The organism is Rhizobium sp. 05L429 (assembly GCF_056397645.1).
The window spans coordinates 182,055-195,664 of sequence record NZ_JBFTNV010000006.1 but is presented as its reverse complement, the minus strand read 5'-3'; the positions used below and the strand labels follow the sequence as shown (position 1 = coordinate 195,664).

Here is a 13,610-nt window from a genome sequence, read left to right as displayed (position 1 = left end):
MTCTTACTGCGCCTGAACGCCCGGCAACTGATCGAAATTAAGCTGCCCGGGCGACAAGGGCTGTTCGGCCCGCCGCGCGGCCTCGGCCTCCGAAGCAGCTTTAGCCTTCGCTTCTGCCTCAGCCTTGGCGCGTGCCTCCGCTTCGGCAGCCGCCTTCGCCTCGGCTACCGCCTTGCGCTGTGCGGCTTCCTGCGCAAGGGCCCTCAGTCGCTCTTCTTCCGCCTTCCGCTGGCGCTCGACCTCGGCAGCCGCAGCCCGCTGGGCGTCATTGAACCGGTGGAGCGCCACCTCACGCCGCAGCCGCTGCTTTTCCAGCACATTGGTCTGCAGCCGCTCGACGCGCCGCCGCTCGCGCTCAAAAGCGCGCAGCGAAAGGTAGCTCGTGATGTCGGTCACATCCATCGTCTTGCCTGGAGAAGCCAGCAGGCCGGAGAAGTTCAACCGGATGCCGGGCTCCGCACCCGAAAGCGCCTCCGCGCCGGGATTGAGACCGATGCCCAGCGTCGCGCTGATGCGCCCCTGCGGCAGCTCGACCTGCGCATCGGCAGTCAAATGCGCCAGGTCGTTGGCGACGCTGACATTCTGGACCCGCAGCGTACCGTCAGTCACGTTGAAGGGAATGCCGAGCGGCGGCAGCTTCGCCTCGCCGTTGTTCAGCAGCGTTTCGACGATCGGATGTATCTTGCCGGCATTGATCTGGTCCTGCATCGGATCGGTAGCGGCCAGCAGCGGCGCCAGGATCGCGAGGTTCAGCCCGCGAACGCTGGTCTCGCCGAGCCGGATTTCGCCCGAGCCGTTCAGCGAACTCGCAATGTCCGAAACCGTCTTGCCCGAAGCTTCGAGCGCCAGCGACAGGCCGAACTTGCCGTTGGCGACAGGGGCGCCGTCGCGCGGCCAGACCACGCCGCCAAGATCGGAATCGGCAAGCACCAGCCGCGACTGCAGGAAGCCCGTGCCGTTGGCATTGGTAAAGAGCATATTGCCCGAAAGCGTGCCGCCATCCCAGATGCCCGCCATGTTATTGAGTTGCACCTCGTCGCCCTTGTAGGCGACATCGGAGGTGAAATCATTGACAGCCGTATCGAAGAGCCCTGGCCAGAACTGCTTGGCGGTGAGCTTCAGATTGACGTCGAGATCGCGGAAGAGCGGCTGGCCGAGGGCTGCCGTCGTCAACTGGCCGTTGGCCGGGTCGTTGATCTGCCCGAATACCGCCTCGCCGAGCCAGCCGAGATCGGCCTTGGAAAGCGCAAGGGCGCCGCTTGCCGTCGTCTTCGCCGCCTTGCGGTCGAAGGTCAGCGCGCCGGAGAATTCATTGTCGGCCGCATGGCCCTTGAGGTCGGAGAAAACCACCTTATCGGGATCGATGGCCGCGTTGGTCTGCAGACCAAAGGGCAGCCCGGTGCCAAGCTCAGGCAGCGCGATGCCGTTCATGACCAGATACGGATCGAGATCGGCGCTTTCGAGCGACACGGCGAGATTGCCGTTCATGAAGGTGTCGGGCCGCACATCGACCTTGCCGTTTGCCGTAAACGACGTCCGGTCTGTCGCGAAGGTCAGCGCGGCATCGGCAGGATCGTTGCCCGCCGCCGTTACCTTCAGCGTCATGCGGCCGTTGGCGCCTGCATCGATCGGCAGAGGATCGAGACCCGCCTGGCCGAAGAGGATCGACGGAACGGCGTTGTCGAGCGTCGCCTCCAGCKTCGTCGTGCCGTTGCCGGTCAGCGCCAGAAGGTCTGACATGCGGTAGTCGAGATTGACGCGGCTGCCGTTCGAAACACCTGCCAGCGTCACTGACAGCGCATTGCCGTCATCGCCCCCGAGCGTCAGCGCGCCGCGAAGAGCAGTATTGCCGTACCAGGCGGCATTACGCACCAGCCGGTCCATGACCGGGTGATGCGGCAGATGCTCACGCAGCATGGCAAAGAAGGAGCCGGGATCTGCGGACTTGAAGGTGATCTCGCCGGTGCCCTTGTAGTCGAGCAGCGACCCTTCCGCTTTGCCGGTCGCCGTCAGCTCGGCACCCGCAAGGTTCTTGATCGACATCCGGTCGACGGAAAGAGCTCCGTCGGCGAGCGTAAAGGTGGTCTCGACATTGTCGGCCTGCACACCGAAAGCCGTGAACTTGTCGGCCTTGAGCTGTGCGGCAATCTTGTGGTCGAGCACGTTGTCGCCGGCGTCCTGGCCGGTAAAGAGGCCGGTTAGCGCCCGCAGCGCATCGAGATCGAGCGTATCGCCGTTCAGTGCGACGGATAAAGACGGCGTCTGGCCGTTGGTCGCCTGCCGCTCCAGCCGCCCCTTCAGCGTCGCAGCACCGATCGCGATTTCCAGGTTTTCGAAGCGCTGCAGATCATGTGTCAGGCTGACGTTGGCTGAAAAGCCCGCCCGCCGCAGCTGGCGGATGGCCGGATCGACCGACCCCGCCAGCCAGGAGGCAAGCCCGGTCGGCTGGTTGGAGGCAACCACCATCTGGCCGTTGAAGGACGGATCGCCCGTGAGCGTCAGCTTGCCCTTGCCTTCCACCTGCGTGCGGCCGGGTAGCGTGCCGACGGCATTGCCGATCATCCAGCCATTGCCGGCGGGCTCCAGTTCCAGCGCCACATCGCGGATCGTCGTATCGCCGGCAACGATTGCAGGCAGGCGCACGGTCGCCTTGCCCGGCACCTGCGGGATCGGCACTTGGGCKATGATCTCGATCAGCGAATTCAGCCTCTGACGTGCCGAAACCGCCGGGTCGCGGTTGGTCTTGCCGGCAGCGCCCTGATTGCCGATCCGGTTCACGTCGATCTGCTGACCATCGGCGGTCAGCAGGAATTCCGGCGCGGTGCCGGTATCGAGCGTCGCCTCGCCGGAGATCACATAGGGATCGTCGGTCGAGCCGACTTCCATGCGGTATTCGGGAATGCGGATGCGGTCGTTGGTGAGCTCGAAACGGCCCTTGAGGCGCGGCGGCGGCGGCTCCCCCTTTTCGGCCTTGCCTTCGCGGTTTTCGATCGCCGCAGAGAGCGTGCCCTGATAGTTCGGACGGCTGTCGACGAGCTTCAGCTCGCCATCGAGATCGACGGTGACCGGATGTTTGTCGGGTGCAAGCCGGGTGCGCATGCGCAACACGCCACTCTCGTCCGGCTGATTGCTGGAGATCGAAAAGCTGCCATGCTCGCCGTCGAGCGCGCCGTCGCCCTCGATGTGCCACGGACCTGCGAGCGACTTGGCCGACATCTCGGCATTGAGCCCGGTCACGTTCCGCGAACGGCCGGACTGGTCGTCGACGAACTCGATCTCGCCACCGCTCACATGCACATTTTCCAGAACCACGGTCTTGGCCGGAATTTCCGGCCGGCTGCCGCGTGTCCAGTCCAGCGCACCATCCTTCAGAAGCCGCAGCCGCACCTTGGGGTTGACGACGCGCATGTCGAAGATCAGCGCTTCGCCCGAGAGGAACGGCGCAAGCTCGGCATCCATGGAGAACTGCTCGACCTGCACCACAGGCGTGCCGTCGTCCTCCTGGCCGACGCGTACATCGTGCAGCGTCACGGACGGAAACGGCAGAAGCCGTGCGTCGACCGTGCCATGCACCGTCACCTTCTTGCCGATGATGCGGCTTGCCTGATCCTCGAAATTCTTGCGAAAGTCTGTCCAGTCGATGAACAACGGCGCCAGCAGTGCCACGAAGAGCACTACGACGATCACTCCTCCTAGAAAGACGAGGAAGCGGCCTACCAAGTCAGGGATTCTCCATTCGGGATTCTGTTGCCGACACTAGCGCTATTCATGCCGGGAGCAAGGGCCAAGATCATGAGATTATTCCATTTTCAGCCCAGATGAAAAATCTTGCCGGGATTGAGGATATTGTCAGGATCGAGCGCCCGTTTGATCTGGCGCATCAAATCCACCGTACCGCCGAGCTCCTGCTCCAGAAACGCCATTTTCCCCTGCCCGATCCCGTGTTCACCGGTGCATGTGCCATCCATTGCGAGCGCCCGCGCATTCAGCCGGGCCACGAATTCCTCGGCTGTCGCGATCCCCGCGGCACTCTTGTCGTCGAACAATAGCTGCACATGGAAGTTCCCGTCGCCCGCATGGCCGACGATCGGCGCCAGCAAACCATTTGCCTCGATATCGGCCTGCGTCTCGGCAACGCAATCCGCAAGCCGCGATATCGGAACACAGACATCGGTCGAAAGTACGGCAAGTCCGGGTGCGAGCGCGCGCACCGACCAGTAGGCGTCATGGCGCGCCTTCCAGAGTTTCGTCCGCTCCTCGGGGCTCGCCGTCCACTTGAATTCGCCGCCGCCGCATTCGGCCGCGATCTCGGCAAAGGCCGCCGATTGCAGCGCCACCGTCTCATCCGTGCCGTGGAATTCGAGGAAGAGCGCCGGGCTCTCCTCATAGGGAAGGCCGGCATAGGCGATGCTGGCACGCATCTGCAGCGCATCGACGAGTTCGATGCGGGCCACCGGAATGCCCATCTGGATCGTCATGATGACGGCGTCGCAGGCCGCCTTCACGCTCGGAAAGGCGCAGACGCCGCCAGCGATCTTCTGCGGAATGCCRTGCAGCCGCAGCGTCACCGAAGTGAGGATGCCGAGCGTGCCTTCCGCGCCGACGAAAAGCCGCGTCATGTCGTAACCGGCCRACGACTTGCGAGCGCGGCGCGCGGTGCGGATTTCCTCCCCCGTCGCAGTGATTGCCGTCACTGAAAGCACATTGTCCTTCATCGTTCCGTAGCGCACAGCATTGGTGCCGGAGGCCCGCGTCGAGGTCATGCCGCCGATCGAGGCGTTGGCGCCGGGATCGATCGGGAAGAACAGGCCGGTATCGCGCAGATGGATGTTGAGCGCCTCGCGGGTAATGCCGGGCTCGACCGTGCAGTCGAGATCCTCAGGATTGACCTCGATCACCCGATTCATGCGGCTGAAATCGATGGAAATGCCGCCATCCGGGGCATTGACCTGGCCCTCGAGCGAAGAGCCGGTACCGAAGCCGATAACAGGCACCTTATGGTCGGCGCAGGCTCGCACAGCGGTCTTGACGTCGTCAGCCGTCTCGGCAAAGAGCACGCCATCGGGCAGTTGGGCAGGGATATAGGTGGTCGTGTGTGCATGCTGGGCGCGAAAAGCCTGGCCGGTCTGGAAGCGCTCCCCGAAGCGCTGTTTCAGAATGCCCGTGACGGCTTCGATCCCCGCTTCGTTTCGCACCCCAGCCTTCGCGTCGCGCAGTGCCATGCCCTTGATCTCCCTGCATTCCACAGCCTGCTACAGTATCTGTAGCAGGCTGGGTATGAGGCAAGTCAAAGCGGCTGTCCAGCCGGGATTCCGGGAAGATTTCATCCCATCTTTGTTGCAGGGACAGCGGGTGGATTGAGCCGCGCAAAGCCCTCCTGCCGATAATAGGGGAAGTAGGGATAAGGCGGCGTCACGGCACTGGCTGTGTCCAGCCGCTCGATCTGCTCCCGCGTCAGGCTCCAGCCGACGGCACCGAGATTTTGCCGCAGCTGCTCCTCGTTTCGCGCGCCGATGATGACGCTTGAAACCGTTGGCCGGCCGATCAGCCAGTTGATGGCGATCTGCGGCACCGTCTTGCCGGTCTCGGCCGAGATCTCGTCCAGCACATCGACGATATCGAAGAGCTTTTCGTCATCGACAGGTGGACCGTAGTCGGCGGTCTGATGCAGGCGGCTTCCCTCGGGCAGCGGCGCACCACGACGGATCTTGCCGGTCAGCCGGCCCCAGGCGAGCGGGCTCCAGACCAGCGCGCCTACCTGCTGGTCTGCGGCAAGCGGCATCAGCTCCCATTCGTAATCCCGCCCGGCCAGCGAATAATAGACCTGATGGGCAACATAAGGCGGGTAGCCATATTTCTCGGAAATGCCGAGCGATTTCATCAGCTGCCAGCCGGAGAAATTGGAAACGCCGATATAACGCACCTTGCCGGCAGCTACGAGCCCGTCGAGCGTCGAAAGCACCTCCTCCACCGGTGTCGACGCATCGAAGGCGTGAAGCTGCAAGAGGTCGATGTAGTCGGTGCCCAGCCGGCGCAGCGCATCCTCGGTCGCGCGGATCAACCGCGCCCGCGAGCTGCMCCAGTCATTTGGCCCCTCGCCCATTGGCAGCGCCGTCTTGGTGGAGATCAACACAGCATCGCGCCGGCCAGAGATTGCCTGTCCCAGCACCTCCTCCGAAGCACCGGCGGAATAGACATCTGCCGTATCGAAAAGCGTCACGCCGGCCTCCAGGCAGATATCCACCATCCGCCGCGCCTCCTGCGCATCCGTCGTGCCCCAGGCGCCGAAGAGCGGGCCGCTGCCGCCGAAGGTTCCGGCCCCGAAGCTCAGCACCGGCACCTTCAGGCCCGATGCGCCGAGATTTCTGTATTCCATGATCCGATCTCCTATTCTCTCAGGTAGAGATAGACCCCACTATTACGATGATATAGATTGCCTGTGAGCATATCATCTGTGATTTGAATTCATCATCATGAGCCGTCAGGACATCAATCGATCCGGCGAAATGGAAGTCTTCGTCAGCGTCGTCGAGCGCGGCGGCTTCTCCGCTGCCGCGCAGATGCGGCGCATGACGCCGTCAGCCGTGAGCAAGCTGGTCGCACGGCTGGAGACCCGGCTCGGCACCCGCCTCGTCAACMGCTCGACGCGCAAGCTGCAGCTCACGCCGGAAGGCTGCGCCTTCTATGAACGCAGCATCGCAATTCTCGCCAACATATCGGAGGCCGAGCGTTTCGCCTCTGCCGGGGAGCAGGCGGCGGGCCGCATCAGTGTCAACACCAGCGGCTCCTTCGGCAATCATGTGCTGGCGCCGCTGATACCGGACTTCATGGCCGAGCATCCGGACGTCACACTCGATATCACCCACACCGACAAGATCGTCGACCTGCTGGAAGAGCGCGCCGATGTCGCAATCCGCGCCGGCCCGCTGAAGACATCGAGCCTGATCGCCCGCAAGCTCGGGGCCGCCGGAAAGATCATCGTTGCCTCGCCCGATTATCTGCAGCGACACGGTGAACCGCGCTCAGCCGCCGAACTGTACAATCATCGCCGCATCGGCTTTTCCTATGCCCGGGCGCTGGAAGGCTGGCCGCTCATAGACAATGGCGGGACGATCACCATTCCCCTGACACCGGGCCTGCAGGTCGGCGATGGTGAGGCCATGCGTTACCTGGCGCTCTCTGGCGCCGGCCTTGCCCGCATGACCGAATTCACCGTCCGCGCCGATATCGCCGCAGGCCGGCTCGTTACCGTTCTGGAAGAGCTCAGCCCCGGTGATGTCGAGGAGTTCTATGCCGTCTATATCGGCCAGGGCGGACCACTGCCGGCGCGCGTGCGCGCCCTGCTTGATTTCCTTGCCAAACACGTCAGGCTTTAGGGAGAGAAAGGCCAGATTCCGCAATTGACCCTCTGGCCGCCCCGCGCCTATACCGGGTCTGCGCCTGCCGGCCCTCGCAGCCGGCCTCTTCATAATGCCGGGGCCTCCTCCCACCTACGCCTTCGGGCTCGCTCCGGTCGAAAAGTTCGGGATTATAGTTTTGGACGCAAGCAGCTTCCTTCAGAAAGCGAGCCTGCCCAAATGGGCATTGCTGCTCGCCTTGTCGGCCATATCAGTCCTTTTCCTCGAACTCTTCGCGCTGCCCGCCTCGCTGCTGATCGGCCCGATGGTTGCCGCCATCGTACTGGCCCTGACCGTCGGCAGGGGTCAGCTGCGCGTGCCCTACTGGCCACTGCAGTTCGGCCAGGTGCTGGTCGGCCTCTTGATGGCGCGCAACATTACACCCGACATCCTCGGCACCATGGCCAAGGATGCGCCGCTCTTCTTTCTCTTCATCGTCTCGGTCATCGCCATTGCCGCCGGCCTCGGCTGGCTGCTCACGCGCTGGCAGGTGCTGCCCGGCACGACCGCCGTCTGGGGCTCTTCACCCGGCGGTGCCTCGGCCATGGTCATCATGTCGGAGGCCTATGGCGCCGATGCTCGCCTCGTCGCCTTCATGCAATACCTGCGCGTCGTCTTCGTCGCCGTCGGCGCCTCCGTCATCTCCCGTCTCTGGATTGCCGCAGATGGCGAGGAGCCGCCGCCGGTGATCTTCTTCCCACCCGTCGACTGGCCGGCCTTCGCCATGACCATGGTCTTCGCTGCTATCTGCTGCTACGGCGTCTTCCGCCTCCGCATCCAGGGCGGCAATATCGTCATCCCGCTGATTGGCGGCGCCGTTCTGCAGGGCTTCGGACTGTTGAAGATCGAGCTGCCGATGTGGATCCTGGCGCTGAGCTACGCACTGATCGGCTGGAGCATCGGCCTGCGCTTTACCCGCTCGATCATCAAGCATGCCGCCCGCGCCTTGCCGCGCGTCTCCGCTTCCATCCTCATACTGATGACGCTCTGCGGCTGCATGGCGGTGGCGCTCCACAAATTCGCCGGCATCGACCCGCTGACCGCCTATCTGGCGACCAGCCCCGGCGGCGCCGATTCCGTCGCCATCATCGCCGCCTCAAGCGATGTCGACGTGCCCTTCGTCATGGCCATGCAGACCGGCCGCTTCATGATGATCCTGTTGATCGGCCCGGCGCTCGCCCGCTTCATCGCCCGCCGGTCGGGGCTTGCGGAGCAGTCCGTCTAAGTTCGCGGCGAAAACCGAATTTTGCCCTTAGCGGGCATGATCTCAGGTCGTCGGCTCGAACCGGAGTATCCCGGCCACCTGCGGCCCGGACCCGGAATCCGCAGGATGGGAGACACCATCCATGACCTGAACCTCCGGGAAATCAAAGGGGCTGACGCCCGCAATGCATGCGACGTTGATGCCGAACTGGTTTGGATTCGAGCGGCGCTGATGATGGGTATAGATGCCGCAGGTCTTGCAGAAATAGTGCCTGGCGATGCCGGTATTGAATTGATAAAGCGTCAGATTGTCTTCGCCCTGGACAAATTCGATATCCGAAAGCTGTGCCGAGACGACAATTGCGCCCCGCATCCGGCAGTAGGAGCATGAACAGCGGCGAATCGTGTTGAATGCGTCGGCGAGCCGGACGCGGAACCTGACGGAACCGCAGTGGCACGCTGCATCATGTTGTTGTCTCTCGTCGCTCATTGCCAGCCACCCTCGTTGTTCTCAGTAGAAGCGCTACACATTTTTTGCTGAGATTGTTCTACGACCAGCGCTCGCAGAAGGCCTCGATGTCGTTGGACTGGAAGTCCGCGAGCCGCTCCATGATGGTCTCGAATGGCCAATCCCACCAAGCGATGGAAGCAAGCTTCTCTGCGATATCCCGCGTGAACCGCTCGCGAATGAATTTGGCCGGAACGCCGCCGACGATCGTATATGGCTGGACGTCTTTGGTGACGACCGCTCCTGCAGCAAGCACGGCACCGTCTCCGACCTTTACACCCGGCAACACGATGACCCCATGGCCAATCCAGACGTCATGACCGATGACGGCGCGATCTCCCTTGCGCTCATCGAAGAAGGACTGATCGCGCACGGCATCAGCTGAGTAATATTCAGGGCAATAGCTGAAACGATGCATGGACGGGCGGTCCATCGGATGATTGGGCGCGCCGATCCTGACCTCTGCTGCAATAGCGCAGAATTTTCCAATCGTCGCGTCACCGACGATACAGCGAGGCCCCAGATAGGAATAATCCCCGAGTTCGACCGTGTGCAGAGATGTGTCCGCCAAGATCTCGCAGCATCTGCCTATATCGGAATCTCTGATACTCGCCGTCGAGTGGATAACGGTCTCGGCGATTTTGGGGCGATTTGGTTGTGTGGTCGAGTGCATTGACAGTCTCCAGGTGTTGGCCTGCCTACCCGGGGACAATGAAGGATATGTGACGCTAGACTGCCAAAGAACCGGGCAGCGAAATCAGTTATAGAAGGCCATCAGATCAGGAGCGCGGCAGGCTGCCATCGCTGGCCTTCGCCGCATAAAAACGCTGAAGCCCTGCCCAACGCCCCGGCGTCATGCCATAGGCCTTCTTGAAATGCCGGATGAAATGCGCCTGGTCGGCAAAGCCGGTCGCGGCGGCCACGTCGGCAAAACCTTCGCCCTCGCCCATCAGGGCCTTTGCCTGCTGCAGCCGCCGCATCACCATGTAACGGTGCGGGCTGGTGGCAAAGGCTGTGCGGAAATGCCGTGACAGGGTGAAACGGTCGAGCCCGGTAATGCTCTCCAGCTCGCCCGAGCGCACCGGCCGCAGAGCATGCGCCTCCAGATAATCCCGCGCCGCCCGCACCTGTTTCCAGGCGACAGTGCCCAGAACCCGTCGGCGCACCTGCGAATGCCGCGACAGGCCACCTGCCACGCGGCTGACGAAATCATCGACGAAGAGTTCGTCCAGCTCCCGGTCCAGTTCGCCGAGTGCGGCGAGCAGTACCTGGGCCAGCGMTCCGTCGGCGATCACGGGCTGGTCGACGAAGGGAAGACCTATCTTTTCCGCCTCAAGGCATTCCATCAGCAGCGCCGGCTCCATATAGAGCATGCGGTAATGCAGCCCGGCTTCGGTCGCAGCTCCTCCATCGTGCTCCTCGTCGGGATGCAGCACGATGACCTGCCCCGGCATGCTGAAGCGCCGCTCGCCGCGATAGGTGAAGGTCTGCACGCCGTGCAGGGTGACGCCGAGCGCATAGGTATCATGCCGGTGCGGCTCGAACATGTTGCCCGAGAACTGCGCCTCGATGCGCTCGATGCCGGGAAAAGCCGGCGCAGTCAGGATGCCGCTGCCGGCGGGCGCGGCCAGTATGCCGCTGCCGGCCTGCGGCTCGCACAAACGTTCAAGACCTTCGAAGACCTGCGGCGTTAGATCCTGGCTCAATGCCCGTAACTACCCTTATGAAGTCGATACCCTGATGAAAGAGACTGGAATGTTTGATACCAAAATTGCGATCGTCCTGCGAAACAATCTTGCCGGCTGGCAGAAGCTGAATGTCACAGCCTTCCTTTCGACAGGCATCGCCGGGCAATATCCTGACATTATCGGCGAACCCTACAAGGACCGCGCCGGCAATCTCTACAACCCGCTATCCATCCAGCCGATCATCGTCCTGTCGGCCGACGAAGCGACGATATCGACGATCCACCGCCGCGCGCTGGAACGCGAGGTGACCTCCTCGGTCTTCATCGAAGAAATGTTTTCAACCGGCCACGACGCCGCTAACCGGGCCGTCTTTGCCGAATACGCCCCGGACGACGCCAAGGTCGTCGGCATTGCGCTCCGCGCCGATAAGAAGATCGTCGACAAGATCACCAAGGGCGCGACGATGCAGCATTGAGGCAAGACGGCCGGGTAACCCCCGGCCGTTCTCGTTTCAGCCTGGCAGCAGCTGTCGGCAATCTGCACGGCGTTCAGCGCCGCCCCTTCAGCAACTGGTCGCCGACGACGAAGAGCGCAATGCTGCGCCCGGAGGGATCGCCGAGATCTTTCCTGACGCGGCCGACCAGCACATCGTCCTGGCCTGATGCTTCCGACGGCATCAGGAAATGATTGTCCGCGCGGTCGCCCACCAGCCGCAGGCCCGGAGCATCGGCGCCCGGATACAGGTGATGCCGATCGCAAGCTCATCCGCGCCAAGGATACACCTGCCCTCTCTTCGATTCGACGCCTGAAACGCAAACGTCCCCCGCATCGCTGCGGAGGACGGTTAAAATCGACCAAGGACAGGGCAGCCGTCAGGCGCCGCCCGATCAGCTCTGGGTGATCGGCGCGATCTGGATTTCGACGCGGCGGTTCTGGGCGCGGCCGGCTTCGGTTGCGTTGGAAGCAACCGGCTGCGAAGGACCGTAGCCGACGGCCGAAACGCGGCGCTGGTCGATGCCCTGGCCGCCGAGATAATCGGCAACGGACAGTGCGCGGCGCTGCGACAGGTCCTGGTTATGCTGCAGGCTGCCGGTGGAGTCCGTATGACCGTTGATGTCGATCAGCGTGCGGTTGAACTTGCGCAGCACGATCGCGACAGAATTCAGCGTCTGGTAGAAGCCCGGCTTCACCGCATCCTGGTCGATGTCGAAGGTGATGTTCGACGGCATGTTGAGGATGATGTTGTCGCCCTGACGGGTGACTGAAATGCCGGTGCCTTCGAGCTGGGCGCGCAGCTCGGATTCCTGCTGGTCCATGTAGTTGCCGATGGCGCCGCCCGTGAGCGCGCCGATGCCGGCGCCGATCAGCGCCGCGTTGCGCTTGCCATGGCCGCCGCCGCCGACGGCGACACCGACGAGAGCACCGCCGAGCGCGCCGAGAGCGGCACCTCCGGCGGTATTGGATACCTTCTGCTCACCAGTGTAGGGATCGGTCGTCGTGCAAGCCGAGAGGTAGCTCGCCGCAACGGCCAGAAGGATGAATTTCTTGATCATGGACAGGAGGTTCTCCGTTCGAAGCTGATCCGAGCAAAATGTTAAGGAATGCGGCAACAAGATGAAGATGCTCACCTCATAGGTCAAATTCCGTTGGAGAAACATCKACCTGTTGCAGCCGCGCCCCGATATCACCAGCTTTATTGGTAAAACCGCTACTCGAGGCCGCGGCGTTTGGCATAGGCCGCGCGCGCCTCGTCCATCCGCGCGGAATTTGCAACCACCCACTCGGCCAGTCCCCGAACCGGAGAAAGGAACTCTCGGCCGAGGTCCGTCAACGCATATTCCACCTGCGGCGGCGTGACCGGCGTGACGGTGCGCGAAACGAAGCCGTTCTCCTCAAGCTCCCGCAGGGTCGATGCCAGCACTTTCTGGCTGATCTCCCCGACTTCACGGCGCAGCGCATTGAAGCGAAGGGGGCCATGTCCGAGCACCCGCACGACCAGCAAAGACCACTTGTCGCTGATGCGTGCCAGCATGCGGCTGATATGATCGCAGGCGCGGACCTGCTGGCAACTGTCCGTGGTCTCGCAGGCGGCGGTATCCTCGTGGTTATCTGGTTTCAACAAAGTGCCTCCTTGTGCAGTCGCGCAAACCATTCGTAATCTGGTTACTGTAGGAAACCAGCATACAGGAGGTTACTTTGAATTCTAAGCCCCGCATCGCCGTTATTATCGGCTCAACCCGCCCCACCCGATTCGCCGACGCCCCGGCACAATGGATATTGAAACAGGCTCAGGCGCGTGATGACTTCGACGTGGAACTGATCGACCTGCGCGATCACCCGCTCCCCTTCTTCGAGGAGATGGCGTCGAATTTTTGGATGCCGAGCCAGAATCCGGAAGCGGTCCGCTGGCAGGAAATGATCGGGCGCTTCGACGGCTATATCTTCGTCGTCGCCGAATACAACCATTCTATCACTGCCGTTCTCAAGAACGCACTCGACCAGGCCTACAAGGAATGGATGCGGAAGCCGTTCACCGCGATCGGCTATGGCGGCACGGGTGCCACGCGCGCGGTCGAACATCTGCGCGGAATCGGCGTTGAGCTTCATATGGTCTCCACCCGCAGTGCCGTGCACATCGGCGGCGGCGACTTCATGTCGATCCACCCSGCCTTCGGCAACAAGCCGATCGAAGAGATCGAGGCGAACCTGCTGCCGACAGCAAAGGCAGCCTTCGACGAACTGGTCTGGTGGGCCAAGGCAACGATGGCCGCAAAGGCAGCCGCAGCCTGACCTCTCCGAAAAGAAAACCGCGCG

The 13,610-nt window shown here is 62.7% G+C and carries 12 protein-coding genes and 1 pseudogene; 4 read left to right on the top strand and 9 right to left on the bottom strand.

Annotated features, from left to right (window positions below):
* Positions 1-3: 3 nt before the first annotated feature.
* From AC1DNW_RS08560 to AC1DNW_RS08550, 3 genes are all read right to left on the bottom strand, one after another.
* On the bottom strand, positions 4-3,720 hold the full coding sequence (locus AC1DNW_RS08560; protein ID WP_477852445.1) for an AsmA family protein: 3,717 nt from the start codon (positions 3,718-3,720) through the stop codon (positions 4-6).
* An 89-nt stretch (positions 3,721-3,809) separates the two neighbouring features.
* On the bottom strand, positions 3,810-5,222 hold the full coding sequence (locus tag AC1DNW_RS08555; protein ID WP_477852444.1) for an FAD-binding oxidoreductase: 1,413 nt from the start codon (positions 5,220-5,222) through the stop codon (positions 3,810-3,812).
* 101 nt (positions 5,223-5,323) lie between these two features.
* Positions 5,324-6,376 carry an aldo/keto reductase gene (locus AC1DNW_RS08550; RefSeq protein WP_477852443.1) on the bottom strand — a complete coding sequence of 351 codons (1,053 nt, stop codon included), beginning with the start codon at positions 6,374-6,376 and terminating at the stop codon, positions 5,324-5,326.
* A 97-nt stretch (positions 6,377-6,473) separates the two neighbouring features.
* On the opposite strand from AC1DNW_RS08550, the gene AC1DNW_RS08545 reads away from it, so the two are divergent.
* Entirely contained in the window at positions 6,474-7,376 is a 903-nt protein-coding gene (locus tag AC1DNW_RS08545; RefSeq protein WP_477852441.1) for a LysR family transcriptional regulator, read from the top strand.
* A 151-nt stretch (positions 7,377-7,527) separates the two neighbouring features.
* Positions 7,528-8,622, top strand: coding sequence for an AbrB family transcriptional regulator (locus AC1DNW_RS08540; protein ID WP_477832140.1), 1,095 nt, complete (start codon positions 7,528-7,530; stop codon positions 8,620-8,622).
* A 42-nt stretch (positions 8,623-8,664) separates the two neighbouring features.
* Here AC1DNW_RS08540 and AC1DNW_RS08535 read toward each other — a convergent pair whose 3' ends face one another.
* The 3 genes from AC1DNW_RS08535 to AC1DNW_RS08525 form a co-directional block, all read right to left on the bottom strand.
* A complete protein-coding gene (locus tag AC1DNW_RS08535; protein WP_113311946.1) occupies positions 8,665-9,090 on the bottom strand; it encodes a GFA family protein in 426 nt (141 codons plus the stop codon).
* A gap of 58 nt (positions 9,091-9,148) precedes the next feature.
* Positions 9,149-9,781, bottom strand: a complete 633-nt coding sequence (locus tag AC1DNW_RS08530; RefSeq protein WP_113311945.1) for a DapH/DapD/GlmU-related protein — start codon at positions 9,779-9,781, stop codon at positions 9,149-9,151.
* Between the two features lie 106 nt (positions 9,782-9,887).
* The gene (locus AC1DNW_RS08525) at positions 9,888-10,814 is read right to left on the bottom strand and encodes an AraC family transcriptional regulator (RefSeq protein ID WP_477852439.1); all 927 of its coding nucleotides are present in this window, start codon (positions 10,812-10,814) and stop codon (positions 9,888-9,890) included.
* Positions 10,815-10,863: 49 nt separating this feature from the next.
* Between AC1DNW_RS08525 and AC1DNW_RS08520 the strand changes: the two genes are divergently transcribed.
* Positions 10,864-11,271 (top strand): DUF2000 family protein, encoded by a 408-nt coding sequence (locus AC1DNW_RS08520; RefSeq protein WP_113300145.1) that lies wholly within the window; start codon positions 10,864-10,866, stop codon positions 11,269-11,271.
* Positions 11,272-11,324: 53 nt separating this feature from the next.
* On the opposite strand, the pseudogene AC1DNW_RS08515 reads toward AC1DNW_RS08520, so the two are convergent.
* From AC1DNW_RS08515 to AC1DNW_RS08505, 3 genes and pseudogenes are all read right to left on the bottom strand, one after another.
* Positions 11,325-11,527: pseudogene (locus tag AC1DNW_RS08515) on the bottom strand (Asd/ArgC dimerization domain-containing protein); the annotation flags it as partial.
* 156 nt (positions 11,528-11,683) lie between these two features.
* Complete coding sequence (locus AC1DNW_RS08510) at positions 11,684-12,349, bottom strand: YiaD family glycine zipper/OmpA-like lipoprotein (RefSeq protein WP_113300175.1); 666 nt, start codon at positions 12,347-12,349, stop codon at positions 11,684-11,686.
* A gap of 155 nt (positions 12,350-12,504) precedes the next feature.
* On the bottom strand, positions 12,505-12,915 hold the full coding sequence (locus AC1DNW_RS08505; protein ID WP_113300144.1) for a winged helix-turn-helix transcriptional regulator: 411 nt from the start codon (positions 12,913-12,915) through the stop codon (positions 12,505-12,507).
* 77 nt (positions 12,916-12,992) lie between these two features.
* Here AC1DNW_RS08505 and AC1DNW_RS08500 point away from each other — a divergent pair, with 77 nt between their 5' ends.
* Positions 12,993-13,586, top strand: a complete 594-nt coding sequence (locus tag AC1DNW_RS08500; RefSeq protein ID WP_113300143.1) for an NAD(P)H-dependent oxidoreductase — start codon at positions 12,993-12,995, stop codon at positions 13,584-13,586.
* Positions 13,587-13,610 lie beyond the last annotated feature (24 nt).